Origin of the sequence: Mesobacillus sp. MER 48 (assembly GCF_023714225.1) — a bacterium.
Lineage (GTDB): Bacteria > Bacillota > Bacilli > Bacillales > Cytobacillaceae > Mesobacillus > Mesobacillus oceanisediminis_A.
The window spans coordinates 912114-932802 of record NZ_JAMAUR010000002.1 but is presented as its reverse complement, the minus strand read 5'-3'; the positions used below and the strand labels follow the sequence as shown (position 1 = coordinate 932802).

Annotated in this window: 19 protein-coding genes, 1 pseudogene and 1 riboswitch; of the genes and pseudogenes, 5 read left to right on the top strand and 15 right to left on the bottom strand. The window is 41.0% G+C overall.

The genetic code is table 11. The annotated features are described in order from the left end of the window. Positions 1-11: 11 nt before the first annotated feature. The 10 genes from M3593_RS10940 to M3593_RS10895 form a co-directional block, all read right to left on the bottom strand. Positions 12-440: a bifunctional adenosylcobinamide kinase/adenosylcobinamide-phosphate guanylyltransferase gene (locus M3593_RS10940; protein ID WP_251541450.1), complete on the bottom strand. Its 429-nt coding sequence runs from the start codon at positions 438-440 to the stop codon at positions 12-14. Continuing rightward, positions 374-1003, bottom strand: coding sequence for a histidine phosphatase family protein (locus M3593_RS10935; RefSeq protein WP_251541451.1), 630 nt, complete (start codon positions 1001-1003; stop codon positions 374-376). Before M3593_RS10935 ends, M3593_RS10940 begins: the two co-directional genes overlap by 67 nt. Then, the gene (cobS, locus tag M3593_RS10930; RefSeq protein WP_251541452.1) at positions 961-1746 is read right to left on the bottom strand and encodes an adenosylcobinamide-GDP ribazoletransferase; all 786 of its coding nucleotides are present in this window, start codon (positions 1744-1746) and stop codon (positions 961-963) included. Before cobS ends, M3593_RS10935 begins: the two co-directional genes overlap by 43 nt. Beyond that, positions 1733-3235, bottom strand: a complete 1503-nt coding sequence (locus M3593_RS10925) for a cobyric acid synthase (protein ID WP_251541453.1) — start codon at positions 3233-3235, stop codon at positions 1733-1735. The genes cobS and M3593_RS10925 overlap by 14 nt, the downstream gene beginning before the upstream one ends. Beyond that, positions 3232-3813 carry a bifunctional adenosylcobinamide kinase/adenosylcobinamide-phosphate guanylyltransferase gene (locus M3593_RS10920; RefSeq protein WP_251541454.1) on the bottom strand — a complete coding sequence of 194 codons (582 nt, stop codon included), beginning with the start codon at positions 3811-3813 and terminating at the stop codon, positions 3232-3234. The genes M3593_RS10925 and M3593_RS10920 overlap by 4 nt, the downstream gene beginning before the upstream one ends. Continuing rightward, positions 3792-4868: a threonine-phosphate decarboxylase CobD gene (cobD, locus tag M3593_RS10915; protein ID WP_144475669.1), complete on the bottom strand. Its 1077-nt coding sequence runs from the start codon at positions 4866-4868 to the stop codon at positions 3792-3794. Before cobD ends, M3593_RS10920 begins: the two co-directional genes overlap by 22 nt. Then, positions 4825-5808: an adenosylcobinamide-phosphate synthase CbiB gene (gene cbiB / locus M3593_RS10910; RefSeq protein WP_251542300.1), complete on the bottom strand. Its 984-nt coding sequence runs from the start codon at positions 5806-5808 to the stop codon at positions 4825-4827. Before cbiB ends, cobD begins: the two co-directional genes overlap by 44 nt. Then, entirely contained in the window at positions 5805-6608 is an 804-nt protein-coding gene (locus M3593_RS10905; RefSeq protein ID WP_251541455.1) for an adenosylcobinamide amidohydrolase, read from the bottom strand. Before M3593_RS10905 ends, cbiB begins: the two co-directional genes overlap by 4 nt. Further along, positions 6574-7542, bottom strand: coding sequence for an ABC transporter substrate-binding protein (locus M3593_RS10900; protein ID WP_251541457.1), 969 nt, complete (start codon positions 7540-7542; stop codon positions 6574-6576). Before M3593_RS10900 ends, M3593_RS10905 begins: the two co-directional genes overlap by 35 nt. A gap of 174 nt (positions 7543-7716) precedes the next feature. Further along, positions 7717-7915: riboswitch (cobalamin riboswitch) on the bottom strand. A gap of 195 nt (positions 7916-8110) precedes the next feature. Next, positions 8111-9244, bottom strand: a complete 1134-nt coding sequence (locus M3593_RS10895; RefSeq protein ID WP_251542302.1) for a DUF2515 family protein — start codon at positions 9242-9244, stop codon at positions 8111-8113. Between the two features lie 116 nt (positions 9245-9360). Between M3593_RS10895 and shc the strand changes: the two genes are divergently transcribed. The 4 genes and pseudogenes from shc (at position 9361) to M3593_RS24240 (ending at position 13244) form a co-directional block, all read left to right on the top strand. Then, complete coding sequence (shc, locus tag M3593_RS10890; protein WP_251541458.1) at positions 9361-11247, top strand: squalene--hopene cyclase; 1887 nt, start codon at positions 9361-9363, stop codon at positions 11245-11247. A 110-nt stretch (positions 11248-11357) separates the two neighbouring features. Then, positions 11358-11897, top strand: a complete 540-nt coding sequence (locus M3593_RS10885; RefSeq protein WP_251541459.1) for an HXXEE domain-containing protein — start codon at positions 11358-11360, stop codon at positions 11895-11897. Between the two features lie 717 nt (positions 11898-12614). Next, positions 12615-12881, top strand: a pseudogene (locus M3593_RS24245) (nuclease-related domain-containing protein); the annotation flags it as partial. A gap of 249 nt (positions 12882-13130) precedes the next feature. Continuing rightward, positions 13131-13244, top strand: a complete 114-nt coding sequence (locus tag M3593_RS24240) for a topoisomerase DNA-binding C4 zinc finger domain-containing protein (protein ID WP_353056086.1) — start codon at positions 13131-13133, stop codon at positions 13242-13244. Between the two features lie 148 nt (positions 13245-13392). Here M3593_RS24240 and M3593_RS10875 read toward each other — a convergent pair whose 3' ends face one another. From M3593_RS10875 to M3593_RS10865, 3 genes are all read right to left on the bottom strand, one after another. Further along, positions 13393-14172, bottom strand: a complete 780-nt coding sequence (locus tag M3593_RS10875) for an SDR family oxidoreductase (protein ID WP_251541461.1) — start codon at positions 14170-14172, stop codon at positions 13393-13395. Between the two features lie 174 nt (positions 14173-14346). Then, positions 14347-14529, bottom strand: a complete 183-nt coding sequence (locus M3593_RS10870; protein WP_251541462.1) for a hypothetical protein — start codon at positions 14527-14529, stop codon at positions 14347-14349. 160 nt (positions 14530-14689) lie between these two features. Next, entirely contained in the window at positions 14690-15022 is a 333-nt protein-coding gene (locus M3593_RS10865; RefSeq protein WP_251541463.1) for a nucleoside triphosphate pyrophosphohydrolase, read from the bottom strand. Positions 15023-15209: 187 nt separating this feature from the next. Here M3593_RS10865 and M3593_RS10860 point away from each other — a divergent pair, with 187 nt between their 5' ends. Next, a complete protein-coding gene (locus M3593_RS10860; protein WP_251541464.1) occupies positions 15210-15446 on the top strand; it encodes a hypothetical protein in 237 nt (78 codons plus the stop codon). A 61-nt stretch (positions 15447-15507) separates the two neighbouring features. On the opposite strand, the gene M3593_RS10855 is transcribed toward M3593_RS10860, so the two are convergent. After that, positions 15508-17982: a restriction endonuclease-like protein gene (locus M3593_RS10855; RefSeq protein WP_251541466.1), complete on the bottom strand. Its 2475-nt coding sequence runs from the start codon at positions 17980-17982 to the stop codon at positions 15508-15510. After that, positions 17954-20530 carry an MrcB family domain-containing protein gene (locus M3593_RS10850; RefSeq protein WP_251541467.1) on the bottom strand — a complete coding sequence of 859 codons (2577 nt, stop codon included), beginning with the start codon at positions 20528-20530 and terminating at the stop codon, positions 17954-17956. The genes M3593_RS10855 and M3593_RS10850 overlap by 29 nt, the downstream gene beginning before the upstream one ends. Positions 20531-20689 lie beyond the last annotated feature (159 nt).

The window sequence follows — 20689 nt, the reverse complement described above, 5'->3', positions numbered from 1 at the left end:
TCCATTCCCCTTTATTTTAGTTTCTGACTGAGTCCATACCAGATCACATCAACCCGTTCAGCAGCTGATACAAGATCCTGGTAAACCCATCCTGTTACGTCGCGCCACAATCGATCTTCCGGTGCAATAGGAACGATGCCCTTAGAAATGTCATTTCCAATCAGCACCAGTTTTCGTTCTTGGTCCTTACTTTCCCACTTAATCCACTCTCGGACAAGTGACTGCCATTTTTCCCGGCATGCAGCTGCCGGAATGCTTCGAGTCACTTCTCTAATCCATACTTCGATGCCTTCCAGAACGATGATTTTCTTACCATGAAGTTCTGGGATTTCCTCGCCTTTGTAAGCAGAAATCCAAGTATGTTCCAGGTCCTCTAATTGATATTGTTCTCTGACCCATCTTGATTTTCCATTGAAGGCACCTCCTGTAACGAAATGCACCTTTCTCCCCTCCTTAAACCCTCTCTGCTCCAGGTTAATTGATAGCCTTGGCCATAAGGAATGTTCCAGTCCCAAAACTTTCTCTCTTCAGTAGCATACCGCGTCAATAAATAACGGATCACTCCTCCATGAGTGACGAGTGCAGCTGTTGGGATTCGATTTTCAAGTATCCTTTTAGTAATTTCGTTCCAGCCTTTTACTACACGCAGAGTAAAAGCAGAATAAGATTCACCATTTGGAGGAGATACCTTGAAAGGTTCATCCAGCCAATTTTGATACATGATATCGTCTTTCAGCTGTTCATATGTTTTTCCTTCCCAGTCACCGAAATTCATTTCCCGGAGCTCAGGTAAAATCTCTGGTTCATTATTGGGAAAGAGGATTTTAGCTGTTTCCCTGCATCTACCAAGATCGCTGGTAAAAATCCAATCGAAGCCCCCGGGAATCTTGGTTAAAACCTGTCTCGGGACCAGAGTTGAATCCGTCCACCCCAGGTACGCTTTACGTTTATTTTCCAAAGTCATCCCATGGCGAAATAATGCAATAGCCACAATGTCATCCACAGCAAAACCTCCGTCAATTCGACACTGGCCCCAAGCGTATCTCCAGTCGTTCCGCCGAACCACTCAATAATTTTCTTCTTAAGGAACATCACAATGAGAATGACTGCAGCGAAATAGCTGGCCGCGCCAATATATAAGCCGTAAAATAGCAGGATTCCCACAAACCCAAGAAGATATAAAGGGTAAATCCATAACGTTGTTTTTGAAGAAGCATTATTAAACAATGCCCCAAGCCCCTCATTTTTGGCGGGTCTGACAGTAACGAGCAGGGTCCCCATCACGATCCGGGCGAGGAAGGGAATAGCAATTGCTAGCAGATAGGTAGCACTGTGCAGCATGCCTGCAATTTCGTAAATAAAGAAAAACTTTGCACTCAAAAGCATAATTACGGACAAGACACCAAACGCCCCTGTCCTGGGATCTTTCATGATTTCTAAACGTTTTTCCTGATCGCGGTAAGAAAAATAGGCATCACTGGAATCGATCCACCCATCAAGATGGATTCCTCCGGTTAAAATAATGTAAGCCAGCCATACTGCAAAGGCAGCCGCTAAATCCGAAAACGGACTCCACTCTACAATCGCAAAGAGAATACCAGAATAAACGGCACCCTGCAGAAGCCCCAGAATAGGAAATGTCTGTATTGCTCTCTCAAGATGCTTCTTGTCCATCGGCAATTCAACAGGAATTGGAACCGTCGAGAAGAACTGCAGGTTGATCAGAAGCCCTTTAAACCATTTCATTTCTGCTTCTCCATTGTTCAGATATTTCCTTCAGCTTCTTCCAGTCAAGATGTTTCACAAGATGGCTAGCCAGTTCATCATACTTCTGGTCCTTTTGCCTGCTGATATAGACCGGATCTCGAAGTGGAATTCCCTTCGCACTTCTGATTGAATTCAGCCAGTGATTTCTCCATTCATCATTGTGGAAAAGATGGTGAAGGTATGTGCCGATGACTCGGCCATCACTCCCATAGAATCCATCCACTCTTCCGCCGTCTAATAACAATAGCGGCTGGTGTACTGAAGTCATTTCAGTTTCTCCAAGATGGATTTCGTAACCTGCCACAGAAAGTGCGGTTCCTAACAAGGGATGAATCACTCCTTCTGCCCTGGAGGTTGTTTTTACCCTGGCAAAAGTAGTATCCGCTGGTATAATACCTAATCCATCCTCTACGGAAGAAACAGCCCCGGTATCACTGCCGAATGGGTCAATGAGCTTTTCGCCAAGCATTTGATAACCCCCGCAAATCCCGACAATAAAACCGCCTCTATCCGCATAATTGCGGAGCCAGCTATCAATTCCGGCACTTTTAAAATATTGAAGGTCCTTGATAGTGCTTTTTGTGCCAGGCAGGATGACCGCGTCAGGTACACCTATTTCCTCAAGCGAATTGACCCAGCTGACTGAAACGTCTTTTTCCAGATAAAAAGGCTCTATATCAGTGTAATTTGAAATATAGGGGGGCTTAATTACCGCAATATCAAGACCCGAGATGTATTTGCGAGTTGGAATCGACAAGGAATCCTCGCCATCAATCATATGGTTTTCTAGAAATGGAAGGACACCAAGAACAGGTATCCCTGTCCTGGATTCCAGCCATTTTATTCCGTCTTCAAACAAGGATCGGTCTCCGCGGAATTTATTGATAATCAAGCCTTTTACCCTCGCTTTTTCTTCGGGGGACATAAGCTCCAAAGTGCCGATAATGCTGGCAAAAACCCCGCCTCTGTCAATATCCGCTACCAGTACAGCGGGAACATCGGCGATTTCCGCGACTTTCATGTTAACAAGCTCTCGGTCCTTCAAATTGATTTCCACCGGGCTGCCTGCACCCTCCATCACAACCATGTCATACTCTTCCTCAAGTTTTTCAAAAGCGAAAGAAATGGCTTCAAGTCCACGCTCGTAAAATACCTCTCTGTATGCCTTTCCGGATAAGGTATTCGCCACTTCACCAAATACGATTACTTCAGCGTCCTGGTCGGACCTCGGCTTTAGCAGAATAGGGTTCATCCATACCGTCGCCTCTGTCCTTGCTGCTTCTGCCTGGATTCCCTGGGCTCTGCCAATCTCTTTTCCATCAAAGGTGACATACGAGTTGTTGGACATATTTTGCGACTTGAACGGCGCTACTCGAAAGCCCTCTTTTGCATAGGCCCGGCAGATTGCAGTGGCAATCAGGCTCTTCCCCACATCAGATGCTGTGCCGAGAACCATAATCCCTTTCACGGAGAACCCTCTCCCTTCATTAAAATCGGCAGCCCAGCTTCAACTAAATATGCATATTCCGCCTCTTTTATAAGAGCTTGGTGGATTTGGCCAAGGACCTGAGCATAAGTGAAGACAAGCCGACCATCGCCTATTGCGTCCCCTAAGACCTCATTACTGACAACGATAAATGCCCTTGCCTGTTGAGCTACTTGCCTCAGTTCATTCATGACCTTTGTAACAATCATTTTCGGGAAGTCAGCTTTTTCCCACTGCCCATCTTCATAAAAAAATTCATTATTCAACAGTGTGGTTAGACAATCCAGCAGGACAATATCATTTTTAGTCAGAAGTGTTGAAAGCGGAGATAGATTTTTGGGGATTTCCCATGTTCTCCATTTCAGCCCGCTGAGTTCACGGTCCTGTTGATGCCGCATGATTCTCTCTCTCATTTCCACATCGCCTGGATGCCCTGCAGCGATGTAGTGCAGCTGTCCAGAATATTCTGCTTTCATTCTTCCTGCAAGGATTTCGGCAAAACGGCTTTTGCCGCTGCGAACACCACCGCTGATAAAAATCAAAGACGACTGTCCAGCCATTTTTCCACCTCCCCCATCAATTTGTCGTTGGCTTCAGGGCCCTTGATAGCAAAACGCAGCCATTTTCCTTCAAGTCCGGGAAAGTTCACAGTATGTCTTGGGATCATTCCTTTCTGAAGCAGGTATTGCAGGAAGGAATGCTGGTCATCAAGGGATGTATCCTTTAGGAGATAAAAATTCACTCTGGATGAAGAAACAAGTAGGCCCTGTTTTTGATAAAAATGGAAAAGCCGCGTTCTTTCCTTTTCGACTAAGGCTATCGTTTCTTTTATGTATGCTTCACTGTCGAGGCACCATTCACCCGCCATCAAGGCAATCGCATTTGTGCTCCAGTGCGGCTGGAATGCTGCTATCTTCTTAATGACAGCTGGATCTGCAAGCAAGTAGCCAAGCCTCAGGCCAGGTATTGCAAACATTTTTGTCATCGAACGGATGATGAGCAGATTAGGATATTCCTTTATGTCAAGTGTGATAGATTCGTATTCTGCGAGGAAGTCGTAAAACGCCTCATCTACGATCAACATGCATTGATGCCTCCTGCATTCCTCCAGCAAATAAAGGATAATGGACCTTGAATAATACACTCCAGTTGGATTATTGGGATTGCAAAGAAATAAAGCATCAGCGCTCTTTAGCTTTTCATTTAAACCATCATCCGTCCATTCCCATCCAACTGCTAGCTGGTGGTATTCTACATGGCAGCCACTTACCCTGCAAGCTTCTTCATATTCCGAAAAAGCAGGCTGGACAATTACCGCACGCTTACCAGCAAGCATCCTGCCAATCAGTGAAATGATTTCAGCACCACCATTCCCAAGCAGGACATGGCTTTCCTGCAATCCTTCCCTTTTTGCAATCTTACTTTTCAAAATCGTTCCTTGTGGATCCGGATATTCCATAACAGACTCAAGAAGCCGCAACCAATTCTCTTTTAACACAGGAGGCGGACCCAGCGGATTAATGTTGGCGCTGAAATCCAGCTTTTCGTTCGGAACCGGCAGATTCATCGCTTCAAATAAATAGTGTGGATTGGCACCATGAGATGGCCACTTCAACAAGAATCCCCCCGAGCCACAGCACTGCTAGAAAAAGCGGAACAGTAGCTGTTACGATTTTATTTACTGCTAAAATATGATTTTTCTCTAATATAACAAGTGCTTCACCCATCTTAGCGCGTTCTGAAATAATCCCTTTATAATAATTGGTGCCTCCGAGCTGTACTCCCAATATGGCTGCCACCGCTGCCTCGCCCCAGCCGCTGTTTGGGCTCGGGTGCTTCTTGGCATCGCGCCTGACCATTTTCCAGGCGGCAATTCTTGTGTTGTAAAGCGGGCGGTTCATCGTGACCATACAAAGTGAGGTAATCCTGCTAGGCACCCAGTTCACCAGATCATCCAGTTTCGCTGATGCCCAGCCAAAATCTAGATACCTTTCGTTTTTATAGCCCACCATCGAATCACAGGTATTAATTGCCCGATACAATAGCGCAAGCGGAGCACCGCCAAGCACCGCCCAGAAAAGCGGGGCTGTAATGCCGTCGCTCGTGTTTTCGGCAACTGTCTCGACAGCAGCCCGGACGATTTCTGGTTCCTCAAGCTGCTCTGTATCACGGCCAACAATCCAGGAAAGCTTTTGCCTCGATTCTTTTAAATCATGATTTGAAAGTGGATAATAGACCGATAATCCAGCTTCTTTCAGGTTTTTTTGGGCAATGGCAGTTGAAATCATCACAGCTTCCATAAGGATTCCTGCTAAGGGATGCAGGAAGTAAAAGAATGATGTAAGCAGAATACCGATGCCTCCAACAATTAACATGACGGCAGCGACCATTGCCATTCCTTTGGCTTTTCTGCCGCTGCCTCTATTCATTCTACTGTCTAATTTGTAAATAAGCGTTCCCATCCATTTCACCGGATGCGGCCAGTCAGGCGGATCACCAATATACCAATCAAGAATGACCGCCAGTGTCACGGCGATAAGGTGATTAAAGATCATGTCTTCACCCTTTTCTTGCTGTTCCTGATTGCTTCCACGGTACATTCATGGACTCCCCTGCCAATGATTCGTCCCAGGGGAGTAATCGTGCCGGCGTAGTCAATTTTTTGCCCCCGTTGTGTTGAGGCAACCAGGATGCTGTCAGTGGATGTTCCTGTTGCCACTGACCCTGATAGCTTATCCCTTATTTCCAGATCGTGAAGCGCCTTTGTCTTCGCTTCAGTAGCTGTCATGATGCTCTGAATGAAAGCTTCCTCAGTCAGTTCTCCGCTGACGAATATCCAAATGTTTATCGTTCCAGGCGACATATCAAAAGAATAATACTCACTGCTTTTCGTGGCGTCTACAGCGTTTCCAACACCTGCCGTAACAACGATAAAGATTGAAAATCCTTCTGCCTGATAGTGCTTATAGGATACATCTTCAAGCATCACTGCCGTCATCATCCCGACTGTATCTTCAGGCTGTAATCCCTGCCCCTTCAAATATTGGATCATTTCTTCCCTATGGTCGCTGCAGTCATACCCTTTATCCACATGCCGGTTTACGAAAGTGCTGTACCAGCCGGTTCCCGCTCCGACAACTCCGGAAGACATCGTTCTTAATGGGATCGGAGAATTCAAGACAATGTAATCTTGCTTCATCTGAAGATGATTTTCTCCTAATTTTACTTGTGCTGGTTCATCTGAGCCGGCTGCTGGATTCAAGACTATTTCCTGCGCAGTAGCCATTGACTGTGGCTGCTTTTTTGTGTTCGTCTGTAAATTATTTGAAAACATCCGGGTAAACGGCTTTGGCAAGCTCCTCTACTCCTTCTGTCAGTCTCGGCCCAGTTCTTGTCACCTTATCGGAATGAACATCAACCACACGGTTTTCCTTTACAGCGGTAATCTTGTCCCAGCCTTTCCGGCTTATCACATTTTTCACCGGCTCATTCGTATAGTATCCATGCGTCGTGATGATCACATCCGGATTACTCTTAATGATGGCCTCTGGGTCCAGCTTTGGCCAACCTTCTTCTTTTACAGTGTTATCCGCATTAATGATTTGCAGCATTTCGTCAATGAAGGTATTCTTGCCAGCTGCATAAATTTCTGGTGTTGGTGATACTTCAACAAATACCAACTTTCTGTCTTCTTCTTTGATTTCCTTTGCTTGTGTTTTGATTTCTTCAATCTTTTTCTTCATGTCTGCAATCAAAGTATCGGCCTTTTCCTGTTCACCTGAGGCAGTACCAATCATGCTGATCGATTCATAAACTGCATTGAATGTCGTTGCGTCGTTAACGACAAGAACAGTGATTCCGGCATCCTTAAGCTGCTGGAGGCCAGCACCAGACGTATGTGCACCTGAAGCATGTGCAAGGACCAGATCAGGTTTTAAAGAAATGATTTTCTCAACATTAAATTCCATTCCGCCAATTTTCTCTTTCTCGGCCACTTCTTCAGGGAAATTATCAAAATCAGAAACTCCAATAATTTGATCATCAAGACCTAACCCGTATGCAATTTCTGTATTGCTTGGAATCAGGGAAACTATTTTTTCAGGCTTCGATTCGATTGTGACTTCTTGTCCGGTCCCATCCTTTATGCTAACAGGGAACTTTGCTTCTTCCTGTTGAACCGTTTCAGTTTTATTTGTCTTCTCCGCGTTCGACTGCTCAACATTGCCACACCCTGCCAATGCGCCAATTGTTAATAATAGTGCGAATAAAAAGGCATTCAACTTCTTCATCTGTCATTCCTCCGAATTATCATTTCGATTTGTTTCTGTAAACTTTTTGCACAACAAAATAAGACCGTTCTATAAAACTAAAAAAACACCTCCATTTTACTCATGGAGATGTTTGTATCGGTTCCTCTAATAAAAAGCCAGAATCGTTCCCAAACACCTCCTATCCTCGTAGGTTGTGACGCGAAGAATCAGGCAGGTCTCCTGGCTTCTGGTCATTGCTATCAAGCGCCTTCCCATACAAACAGTACAGTGGCATAAAGCTTGAAGCTCCCAGTTACAGTGGCGGGACCGCGTTGGAATTTCACCAACTTCCCTATTAAGTCTCTAAACTATTAAAATTCGTTTAGCAGACACCAGATTCTTTATGTATTAAATTTTCCGCTGGTATCAATTATACACAATTCGTGTCGAAAAAAGTGTGAATTTAGATAAATTATCTAAAATTAAATTTTAATAAGGGTCAAAAGCAGTAGGATACCATAAATAAAAAATCAAAAGACATCAATATAGCCTTTTGATTTTAAAGTTATGACTATCCTAATATTGTTTAGAAACTGCTCATGTTTGATTATTCTTCTCGCAATAGAATGGCTTCCTTCGCCATGACCGCAAGTTCGATTTTTTCAATTGTTTTGCAATAATTAGTTAAAATTTCTCCATCCACACTGACTTCCTTATGAAAATAATCGAGGACATGCCAATCCTCAAACCAATCCCCGCTCTCTGCCTCTTCATGACGGGTATCCGGCCAGGTGTATTTCAAGGGCGGGCTGTATAACCGCTCGGCACCCTTTCTTAACTCGCAATTCTTGATCCGACGCTTATAAAAGGACCGGGGGAAAGATTCATTTATATCATTAAACAAATGAGGCCAATAATCTTTCCTTGAGCCTGTGTGAGGATGTTCTTGGGCCCATTTCAAGACCCCAGCCAGAATTCTTTCTTGCTGAAAAAGAAGCGAATACAACTTTTTTCCAAATAAAATTCTCTCGTGGAGCGAAGTGAAGTAGCGTAACGTGCCGCCGTTAAGGGAAGCTTTCACCTTTTTGTTCCCGGCACAACAGGGAAAAATGATATTGTTGAAATTCAAAAAATCGTACATTTTAAAGCTGACCGTACCTGTTACGATTTTTTTATAATGCTGATTTTGGATCAATCTTTTTTCCAGATAGCTCTGTTCATTGATCACCATCGCAAACGCCAATGCAGCTTGATCACCACTATTCCAAAAATAACGCCACATCGTTTCCATGAAGGTGGAAACATGAAAGTACCGTAAAAGATGGAACATTTCCTTTCTGCCTCTCACACTCAGGTCATAGATCAAAAATTGAGGATACACATCTTGAAATATCAACCAGCTGCCGCGCTCCAAAAAGGAAAAAAGGTCTTTCTGATCCTTATCAGATAAAAGCTTTGTCAGCAACTCCCCTTTTAAATCCGTCATGTTCCATCCGACGTTTCGCGATACCATATGTCCGAGGAAAGCCCAATGGATTTCAGGGTGTTGTTGGTAAAACTGAAAATAAGCCTGCGTCCGTGTTACATTGTTTCGATTGAGTTGTCTCGTCTGCTCTTTTATAAAATAAATCCATCCTTTATCTTTTTCTGATAAATCAGGCAGATGACCGAAAGCTTTCTTTTTCGACTTTTTCTTTAATTCTTTTTTTACATCTGAGAAAGATTTAAGCAAGAACGGCATCATCCTTCATAAACGTTCATTTTGTGTGGATCATTCATTCCCATCAAAGGAATGCATATTCATTTTGCACAAGGAATATGAATACAAAGATGTATATTCGGGAGAGGATGGGTTCAATGAGGCATCGGGTATATAAGGAAATGAGCAGAATCGTTGATCAGCTGATCCAGGACCAATCAGAAAACGGTGCCTGGCATTACCCTTTCGAGACCGGGATCGTAACGGACTGCAGTATGATTATCTTATTACGGACATTGGAGATTGATGATGAAGAATTAATAAAAGAATTGGTGGATCGGATTGCCGGAGAACAGCAGGAGGATGGGTCATGGAAGTTGTTTCATGACCAAGAAAAAGGAGATCTAACATCCACTGTGGAGGCTTATTATGCCCTTCTTTATTCTGGTTACCGGGATAAAAAGGATCCGGAAATCCAGGCAGCCAGGCAGTTTATTTTGGCCAACGGAGGTGCCTCGGAAGTCCATTTGTTTCTAAAAATCATGCTGGCCCTGACAGGACAATGTGAGTGGCCGCACCTCCCTATAAATATTGAAGTGATGCTTATACCAGACTCCTTTCCAATCAACCTTTTTGACATCTCCGTATACGGAAGAGCCAACCTTATCCCTTTTTTGATTCTCGCCAATACGAATTTCCGTAAGCGAACACCACGATCACCCGATCTCTCCGATTTATTTCAAAACAAAGAAGTTCGTTTTTTAACAGAAGATCAAGAAGAAGATGCGCGCTCGCTGATCAATTGGATTAAACAAGGGATAAAGGGATTGAAATCCCATGGAAACCTTCGCGAGTTGGCCTTATATCGTGCCGAAAAGTATATGCTGGACCGATTCGAACCAGACGGTACCTTCTTGAATTATTTCAGTTGTACTACCCTAATGATTTTTGCCTTAATGGCTAGAGGCTATCATACTACACATCCGGTGATTACCCGTGCAGTGCAAGGGTTGAAAGCAATGGCCACCCGGATCGACGGAAAACTCCACTGCCAGTACACGACGGCTACGGTCTGGAATACAACCTTGGTTAATTATGCTCTGCAAGAATCCGGTATTACCTATTCATCCAACACTGTTCAAAAAGCAAATGAATACATTCTCTCCCGTCAGCATCTCAAATACGGGGATTGGGCCAATCATGCACCAGACCTGTTACCAGGAGGCTGGGGATTTGCGGACCTGAACACGTTCCACCCAGATATTGACGACACAACCGCTGCACTAAGGGCGATCCGTACTTTGGCCACAGAGAAAGTGGATTGCCGGCAGGCATGGGATCGTGGAGTAAACTGGCTCACTTCCATGCAAAACAATGATGGTGGCTGGGCGGCATTCGAAAAGGATGTAGATAAAAAATTATTGACCTTGTTACCGATAGAAGGAGGAAAGGATTTATTGATTGACCCGTCCACGGTTGATTTAACAGGAAGGACATTGGAGTTCTTGGGCAACTTTACCAATTTGGATTTTCACCACCCGATGATTAAAGATGGCATTCGCTGGCTGTTGCGGCATCAAAATTCTGATGGTTCCTGGGTGGGCCGTTGGGGTGTGTATATTTATGGTACGTGGGCGGCAGTAACAGGAATGATTGCAGTTGGGGTATCCCCAAAGCATCCAGCCATTCAAAAGGCGCTAACATGGTTGCGGTCAATCCAGAAACCAGACGGCGGATGGGGAGAATCCTGTAAAAGTGATATCAAAAATCGTTATGTACCGTTGGGCGAAAGTACTCGCACGCATACCGCATGGGCTCTTGACACACTGATTACAGCAGCAACTGAAGTTACACCTGAAATTGAAAACGGTGCAGCTTTTTTAGTGGATAGGAAGGAAAAAGAGTGGACGACAGCCTATCCAAAAGGAAGAGGAATGGCTGGATCCTTTTATATCAATTACCATTGTTATGAATATGTTTTTCCATTACTAGCTCTGGCTCATTTTCAAAAATTAGCTGGCGGACAGCTACTAACCGGTGAATAACATACCAATGATTTGTATTTTCATAACGTCTCTTGTTCGGCCTTTGGCATATTATAAAATCCTGTCCCATAAAATGCAAAATAGATGACAGTACAAGGAGGTAGCGAAAGATGCTAGAGGCGCTCCACCAATTTTTAGATCTGAAAACATTAATCTGGTTGTTTCCGATTATTTTCATTTTCCATGATCTAGAAGAAATCATCACCATTGAATCTTCCATGGATGCAAACAAATATCTGAAAACCAACTTCGTCGAGATGACATTAAGAATGAGGAAAAAGCTAGGTTCCACCGCTGCCGAGCTTGCTGTTTCAGCTACATGGATTTTACTGATTATCTCCTTCACTTCAGTGATGACCGCTAAATTTTCATCTAATGCAGAAGGTTTTCTTATGTTTACCGCCATTCTTAATTTATTTGTTTTGCAGGCAACCATGCACATCGTTCAAAGCATTAAGTTCAGGAGTTATACACCTGGGATCATAACGGCACTGTTCCTGCTTATCCCTTACTGCCTCGTTACCTATTATTTTTTAGCCAAATCTGAACTGATGGACTGGCAATTGATCCTCACCAGTCTTCCGATTAGTTTGATCATGATCCTGGTTTTCCTGGTCGGCAATCTTTTAGGGCGGTATTTTATTCGATAACTAGCCCGAAATTTTTTATAGGCCTCCCAGAATGATGATGTGTTCAGACTTTGCTTATTTTAACAACACATTAATAGTCTCCGAACTTCTTATAATAACAGTTATCTTTTACCGTATTTCTACTGGTGACTTGTATTCAGTAAATTATTGGATGTGACCACGTGCAGGTTACCAGTTTTTCACCATTGGACGATCAATCAACTATTTTAAATACTGCTTTTGCTAATTTTGAAATCAAACGTATCAGTCCCTCAGAAAGTAAAATTAAAACATCAAATACAGCATCGAAGAAGGCTCACCATTTTCCTTCTTTATACTCTATTTTTCTTCTTCGTTCCTCTCTTAATATTTTACGTTCTGCTAAAGACTTCATGATCATCCCTCCTATATATTTCCTTAAATACGGTTATACTCCATAAAAGTTTCGTTAATACTCAAAAAATTAATTTAAGAATTTTAATCCTTTCGATAAGAAGCAGAATCGTAAAGTAGAAACTTCTTTTTTTCTAAAAATGGATAATTTTTCTGAAAAATATGTTACGATAGTTTTAGTTATATTTACCTATAGGAGGCACACAACTCATGGAAGCTTATATTTTACCTGTATTGATGTTTGTCATAGTTTGGATTCTGAACCGTAATTTTGCCACTATTAAGGGCTGGGTAGGAGAAAGACGAGTGGCCAACATCCTCTCTACTTAAGATCCGCAGGAACATACCTTGATGAATGACATCTATTTACCAAAAGAAAATGGCCAAACTACTCAAATTGACCATATTCTCATTTCACCTAAAGGCCTATTTGTCATAGAAACGAAGAATTATAAAGGCTGGATTACCGGCTCAGAACATAGCCAGTCTTGGAATCAGACAAATTATAAACGAAAAGATAAATTCTACAATCCAATCTGGCAGAATTCAGGCCATATAAAAGCACTTCAAACACAATTAGGAGATTTGGCCGCAGATCTACCCATCCACTCCATCATCGTTTTCGGAAAAGAAGCAACCCTGAAATTCAAAGAACCATTTAAGAATGCCTATGTCATCAAGAGCGGCGAACTCCTGTCAACAATACAGCAGATTGAAGTAACTCAGGAAATATCTCATTTCAAACGAGGAAAAGTGAAACAATTGCTTTCTCCTTTTATCATCAAGGATTTCAAACAGAAGAATGAAATAAAGAAAAAGCATGTATCCGATATTAAAAATGACCTTCAGCAAAAGAAAGTCATGGTGACAGAAAACATTTGCCCCCGCTGCGGAAGCCCGCTTGTATCCAGAACAGGTAAGAAAGGAAAATTCAAGGGTTGCAGCAGCTTTCCAAAATGCCGGTTTATTGCTTAGTTTTCTAAGTAATAATCCATGAAGACTTTCATTCCAATGTGTGTTCTTAGCTTTCCATGGACGAACTCATAACAAAAGCCTGTTTCCTGCACTTTCAGCAAGAAAACAGGCTTCTTTTATCTTTCTTAGTTGCAATTATGAACTTAATTTATTTCCCCAAAAATCCACCCTCAGATTTTATCGTTTGTCCAGTAATCCAGCCAGAGTCATCACTGGCTAGGAACGTTATTAATCGCGCAGCATCTTCAGGTACACCTATTCGTCCTGTTGGAAAAAGTGGCAGCAGCTGTTTTCTCAATTCATCATTAATCCAACCTGAATCTGTGGGACCAGGATCGACGGAATTCACAGTGATACCGATGGGTGCTAATCCAACTGATAAAGGTTCGGTTATTGCGATGATCATTCCTTTAGTTGCTATATAGGCCAGATTGTTAGGATCAGGACCTTTAGATACCATATTAATGATTCGGCCATCTTTCCCCTCAGGAAATGTATTTTCATACCTTTTTGCAAATTCCAGAGAAAGCATTAGTGTTCCACTGTTATTCACACTGTAATGCAAGTCCAGTATCTCTCTATTCAAAGTTCGAAAATCCGCTGGCGATTCAAAGGTAGCATTGTTCACTAATATACTAGGTGTCCCCAGCGTTTCTTCAACCCGGTCCATTATAAGACCAGGTGATTCACTCCTACTCAAGTCAACTTCCATATGAGCAGCATGAACTCCGATTTGTCTTAACTCTTCACATAACAAATTAGGAAAATCCTTATCTGATCCATTACCGCTAACCTCATCAAATGGAGACCAATGTGTAAAAAATACATCTGCCCCAGCATTCGCAAGTGAGCGGCAAATCGCAGCCCCTATTCCTTTAGTGCGGCTTGCGCCAGTTACTATTGCAATTTTGCCTTTTAGGTTGGTCATTGTAATCCTCCTGAAACTCATTTTGAACTAGAACAATTAAGAAAATAAAAGGTTAGCATTGAGAAAGATCATTAACGCTTTCTAGAATGATCTGTAAATAAAAGATGCTGTGTTCTTATAGATGCTGATAAGCTTTATTATTTTGTCTCTGACAACTACGTTAGTTCCTAATTATTATTTTTCTTCTTTCATCTTTTTTGAATCTGCTAAGCCGTTAAACAAATAGGCAATACCAGTTAGAAAGAATCCAAAAACAATAAAGTTATAGGCGTGCGTAGCTTTGAATCCCTCAAAGCTGTTTAGTAAATAAAACAAAAACCCAAACGATAAGTAAATGGCTCCTATTAATTGTTTCACTTAAAACGTCCCTTACAAAATGATCTTCTGGAAATCTTAGAGACAGTAATAACTCAAGCTCTCAACCCATGAAAAGAATTTTGTCCTATTCCTTTCATACCAATCATTACAAACAAGATATTTTTCTTGATGTATAGTAACCGGCATTTAATTATCTTTTCTACTCCTCAACATCAATCAAATAAATCCTTTCCTTAAACCCACCTCTGACCTCTGCTTTCCGTTGTCGTATTTCCTCAATCTGATCAAATTTATACCCGTGAACTTCTGCTAACGAATGCATTACTTCTAATAAATCCGCCAATTCTTCAGCAGCTTCTTGATTGTTAGCACTATTTGTGTATTCGTTCAGTTCCTCAAATGCTTTATTTTTCAGCTCTTTGATATATTCCTCATTTTCTAGTTTTATTGTATTAAATGATTTTCCAGACTGATTTATGATTTGTGGTATCCGATCTCGGACTAGTTTGTTATACACCATTGACTTGCCCATACTTAAACCAATAACCCACTAAAAATATTTAAATAAATACTTCTGCCTCGCATGTTACTTGGCAATTCAAATTTCTCCTGAGTGATAGATGCCATGTTATTTTCCCTCAATTCAGAATAAAGTATAGTTAAATTATACCATTCAGCTAACCTAAGTGATATATTCATAGAAAAAGGGAGTGTTATTTATGGCTATAAAGATGTTTGCTGAAATCCTGAAATATCCTTATGTAATCGTTTATGACAGCGCTAATGGAAACAAGCTTCATAAGACAAGCTGCTCCTATATCACAAAAAAGAATTTTGATCTGAAAGTGATCATTAATAAGGAGAAGAACGGATACTATCATCCTCTGGAACATCTTGAAGAGCTAAACGATCCATCCGTTAAACCTTGCAAAGTGTGCAAGCCAATCCATGATTAAATCGCATTCGAAGTTTCAAGTAATATAAAAAGGCAGACCCATTAGTCTGCCTTTGATCAATCTATTGTTGAAGCATCTCCATCAATTTCTTAAAAACCCCTGAAGGATTTTTCTCTAATTGATCAATCGAAACTGCTTCTTCTGAGTTTTTTTGAATGAATCGGATTTCCCGCTCCTGCTTATCCATGATCACTTTAATATCCTTAATCTTATACTCTGATATTCTAGAAGCCCGATCAAGATTCTCGTGGTCCAAATCAACCCTAATTTGATCAGAGACCCTTCTAAGCATCCGCCAGATGGTCATCTCTTCCTTAGACTTCATAAATAATTCAGGAAGTTCCCGAGCTTCCTTTAAAGCATTTAAGGTCGACATCACATAGCTTGATATGCCGTAATTAACGGGCTTGATATTCTGTTTTAGTTTAGACCAGGCAGCTACATGGAAACGAATATATTCATCTGTTCCATTATTAAACGGCCTGACATCTTTAATCTTCGCATAAAGCTGAACGCCATTATCAGTATTCAAGCTGTTTTTAACATACAAAGCTACATACTCTGCTTCCTGCCAGCCTTTCCTTAATTGATTGACCGGAATTTGATAATACGCTTCCTTGATGAATTGGTCAAAACTCTCTTGATCAGAAACAAGCCCAACCAACACCATTTGATCCAGGCTCGACTTCCATTCTTCATGTGCACCCCTTGGCAGGATGCCATCCCTTTGAATCTCTTCTGGGCTCTTATCAATCAATCTTTCTAAAAACCGTTCAACCATATTCGTGGTATTCGGCAGGAAAGGCAGCCCGCCAATATTCACTTTATCGATACTCTTGTAAAAATGGTGCTCTTCATAGACGGTTTCGTCAAACCATGGGAATAATACATAAGCTCCAAAAGCGGTTCTTTCAAATGGACCCCCATTTGTTGCAACAATCGAATCCCGATAGCGATGCATCGTATTAATATCATCTTCCATCGGACCGGGGGTTTTATATCGTTTTTGATAATAGCTGTCTTCCTGGGCATAATCAATCCGATATTTAGCATCAAAAATATAATGGTATTTGTAGCCCTTTCCCTTTTTCTCAATGCTCAGCATCGTATCAGGTATTTGCGAAACTGTCGGCAAGCTAGTCTCCCGCTTTTGATACGCTAATATTATTTCTTCATTCGTAACAGGGTGCTTGAATATTCTCCTGGCGGCTTTGTTTGCTTCCAGATTGACAAACAAACCTTCCCTGTTAACCTGAACAATATCCTGACTAATAAGCTTATACTTTTGACCAAGAATCTGTCCCAATTTCAAGAATGTCCAATATTCATAAAGAGTGGCAACGTCCTTTACCGACATTCGGTATAGTTTCCCCTGCAGCATCAATCCTTTTGAAACGGTTAAATAGATTTGAAAAGCGTCCCGATAACCAGGCGCCATTTGCAGAACCAGACTCATAACGGAACGGTCCAGCTTGCCAATAGACTTCCAAAAAGGACTGCTCAGTTTAGACTTTAATTGTAGAGACATTGATTTAATTTTCTCAACTAAGTCATAGTCTAGATTCTCTCTATTCCATCTATTTTTACTCGTAATAGAGTCCAACAAATCATCCAGCTTTTGTTTGATCCGCTCAATCATCCACTTAACATAGCGGTTCTCCAAAGTATCATATGTAAGCTCTTTTTTAATTTTCAACCCCTCTGATGGCATGACTGTCCTGCTATGAATGTCAATCCCTTTTGATACATCGACAAAAACGTTCGCACGCTTCCGCAAAAAATTCCTGCTGACAGAGTCCTGCTTCCTCAGCTGGTCCCCGCGTGCTTTTTCATACGTCTTCTCCAATTTATGATGAGGTTGGAACTCAATTCTCGCAACGGCCTGAAGGAATTGATGAAAATGCTCACTTATCAGCCGGTAAAATTCCGCTTTTGACGGATTTCCCTCCAGCCTTAACCTGGCACCCAAATATGTTTTTCGGATAAAATGAAAAGCCAAGTTATAGATTTCATCATTCACTTCATCTAAAAGATTTTGATAATCCTTTTTATAATCAAGTTTCACAGGAAATATCTCCAACGTGACTTCAAGGATCGCCTTACCATCCGCCCTTATTTCGAATGTTGTAAAACCAACCTCGTTTTGGAACTGCAGATTCCCCATAAGAATCGATTGGCTACCAATTGGTACTGGAGAGACGGCTTGTCTGATAAGAGGATATTCATGATAAAAAGTGAACTCCTGATCAGCTTTAGGAACGACGATCAGTTGATAGACCCCATTTTCAAAGAAGATCGGCCTTTGATCAGAAGGAGTGACCAGCTCTTGATTGGCGATATCATATACCCTAATCTCCTGAATGCTATCTCCATCCACTGTAAAATCCATCACATCATGACGGTCCATAGTCTTATATTGCCGTAATCCTTCATACCTTTCATGATAAGGTTTTCCCTTTATCACTAATGAAAGATCCTCAGTCTCTATTTTTACTAATTCAACATCATCACGAGATCCAGAAGGAAGTGAAGCCATCGTTTCTTAACCTCCCAAGCATTTCAGCAACTTTTGCTGCGCTTCGTGGATAATCGCCATTTTGAATGTCAATTTGGCCATCTTCTTCATATTCTTGATTCGCAAACAAACTATAAAGCCCTCTCAGCAATTGTTCCACTCGAGTGTCGCTGCCTGCAATTCGCGGGAGGATCTTCTGCAAAATACAGTGGTCAAATGCAGGTTCAAACTCCATTAAATTTGATTCTTCATTGTAAGCCAGATAAAAGCAGATCTCATCGCGAACACGGTAACCAACATGCGCATTAATCAACTGAAGCGCTTCATTAATCTTAACCAGTTCATCCGTGGCCCTAGCAACCATTTTTTGATTTTCTTTATATACATCCTTTAAATGAAGATACTTAGAAGCAAAACGGTCCTGACCGATAACTTTCGGCTCCACTTCTTCAAGCTCACTTAAAAAGGCCAGGTTACCAAGATTTACACGATTAAACTCAATCGTATTTGCCCGGTCCAATACCTTTTTGCTGAATGGATGTGTCGTTTCATCCATATTAACCGTTCCGATAATATAAAGATTGTTTGGAAGAGTAAGGTCCTCCCCATAAACATCACTTGAGAGAAGAGTTGAAGAAACAACCTCCCCATTCTCCCACTTGCGACTTTCCATCACACTTAAAATATCACTAAAATAATACTCAACACGCGCCAGGTTCATCTCATCCAGAAGCACAAAATAAGGCAACTCAGGATTCTGGTGAGCGCTCTTGATTACCTTAGTTAAAGGCCCCTCTTTAAATTCACCCTTAATATCAACGTAGCCAAGCAAATCAGATCCATCATTCCAATCTGGACGGATCGGGATTAAACTAAATTGCCCATTCTTTTCAGTCGCTCCTAAACTTTCAGCAAACCATTGTACGATTTTTGTTTTTCCAGTTCCTGATATACCGGAAATGATGACGAATGGTTTGGTTTTTAGGGATAAAAACAGGTTGATAACTTCTTCCTTATCGTAATAAAAGCCTTTACCTCTAATGTAAGAGAAAATATGTTTAATTAGTTCATTGTAGGATAAGTAATCATCCTTTTCTCTAATTAGATCTTTCTGATCATCATTTTGATAGTCAGTAGGAACGTTTCCATTTTTTATAGAGATGAAGTTTTCATAAATATTAACCATTTCCTCCAAATCTTCTACAAGTTCACTCTCAGCAGGCATATCCTCAAATTCATAATGTATGTATACAGCAGTAGAAAGAGCGTAATCTCTTGCTTTTTTGCTCTCTCCTAAAAAGATATTTTCATCTTTCCTAACATTACTTGCCGCAGGTATTGATTGACGGATTTCATCCTTTATCTTTAACATGTCTTGCTTCGATGTTTCTGTAACGCCCTGAGCAAGAGTAAGATAAACTCTTTTCATATCCTCACTAAACAGATAAACAATATAATATCCCCGTTGGGTAGACACAGTAATAGACCGGTTCATAATGGCAATCCAAGGTACAAAAGCCCAATTACCCTGCCCTATAGAACCTGTAACCACATAGTCAGAAGTATCGATGAAAGAAAGCTTATAGAACTCATCAGGAAAGTCATTCCTAACAAAACTTCCTAAAGGGTGGTTTGCTAAGGGCTCTGTTTTCGAGTCTAAATACTCGCTCATTACTTTTACAAAACTTTCTTTAATATTAGTTTCCATTTTGGACTCCCTATTGCTTAAAGTATTAAAGAACTGTTCAGTTGGATTCCATTCTTGATCAATTAGGTTGGTGTTTTCTAACCACATAAGAAGATTATGTGTTCTCTCCTTCGCGACTGATTCAACCATTAAATTATCCCCTCTAGAATTCCTAACAATAAGCATACCTAATTGTTCTAGAGCAGTCTTTTTCTCTCTTTTTGGTAACTCTCTTATAAGATCTAAAGTAATAAGTGCGACCCTAAAATAACCTACCTTTATTAGAATTTGCTTGATATATTCGTCCTTATCTTTTGCACTTTGGTAAAGATTAAATTGACTACTGTTAATTTCGTTATTTTCATCAAAAAAACCTAATAACCTCGCATCCTGCCGACCTCTTGACTTAATTCTATATAAATTTCCTTCTATTTGATCACTCAGATTTTTAGGGTCATACTTTCCGGTAATAACTTCATCTAAAAAGACTTTAACCTTGTGGTATTGTTCACTAGGCAAATCGTCAGTTTGAAATTCCTTTAATTTAATAGCAATCTTATTATTAATACTTACTACCTCAACAAATGGCAATTTAGCGAAGTATACCATAAGGAATGAAGAACGTCCTCTAGTCTTTTGAAAACCATCAGCTGTTGCTTCCCTTAGTAAAACAAACTCTTTCCAAGCCTCGTTAATAAACTCGAAGGACATAAATTCAAATGGCTTTTCTTTTTCTCCCCTACTAAACTTTTCTCTACTGGACTCTGTTTCTATGTATAAACCTAAATCATCAACTTTTGAAATCCAATTTGTCTTTTTTGTTCCTAAAGTTTTTAAGATATTTAACCTTTTGGCGAGGTTATATACAATTGTTTCAAACACCTGATCAACTCCAATAACTTAGCATACTTATATATATCTTAACAAAAAATGACAAAAAAAGAACCATCCTTAAAATAGGTGTAGGAAGGTTCGCTTTTTGCAAACATACTGACTTTTTTAATTTTTAAATCATAACTTTCTTATTTTAATTACTTCTGA

Excerpts from the sequence above, each read along its gene's own strand:
- M3593_RS10875 (WP_251541461.1), bottom strand. The coding sequence starts at position 14,172 with ATGACCAACCTAAAAGGCAAAATTGCAATAGTAACTGGCGCAAGCCGC.
- M3593_RS10900 (WP_251541457.1), bottom strand. The coding sequence starts at position 7,542 with ATGAAGAAGTTGAATGCCTTTTTATTCGCACTATTATTAACAATTGGC.
- M3593_RS10885 (WP_251541459.1), top strand. The coding sequence starts at position 11,358 with ATGCTAGAGGCGCTCCACCAATTTTTAGATCTGAAAACATTAATCTGG.
- M3593_RS10920 (WP_251541454.1), bottom strand. The coding sequence starts at position 3,813 with ATGGCTGGACAGTCGTCTTTGATTTTTATCAGCGGTGGTGTTCGCAGC.
- M3593_RS10855 (WP_251541466.1), bottom strand. The coding sequence starts at position 17,982 with ATGGCTTCACTTCCTTCTGGATCTCGTGATGATGTTGAATTAGTAAAA.
- M3593_RS10860 (WP_251541464.1), top strand. The coding sequence starts at position 15,210 with ATGGCTATAAAGATGTTTGCTGAAATCCTGAAATATCCTTATGTAATC.
- cobS (WP_251541452.1), bottom strand. The coding sequence starts at position 1,746 with ATGAAATGGTTTAAAGGGCTTCTGATCAACCTGCAGTTCTTCTCGACG.
- M3593_RS24240 (WP_353056086.1), top strand. The coding sequence starts at position 13,131 with ATGGTGACAGAAAACATTTGCCCCCGCTGCGGAAGCCCGCTTGTATCC.
- M3593_RS10895 (WP_251542302.1), bottom strand. The coding sequence starts at position 9,244 with ATGCCGTTCTTGCTTAAATCTTTCTCAGATGTAAAAAAAGAATTAAAG.
- shc (WP_251541458.1), top strand. The coding sequence starts at position 9,361 with ATGAGGCATCGGGTATATAAGGAAATGAGCAGAATCGTTGATCAGCTG.
- M3593_RS10865 (WP_251541463.1), bottom strand. The coding sequence starts at position 15,022 with ATGGGCAAGTCAATGGTGTATAACAAACTAGTCCGAGATCGGATACCA.
- cbiB (WP_251542300.1), bottom strand. The coding sequence starts at position 5,808 with ATGATCTTTAATCACCTTATCGCCGTGACACTGGCGGTCATTCTTGAT.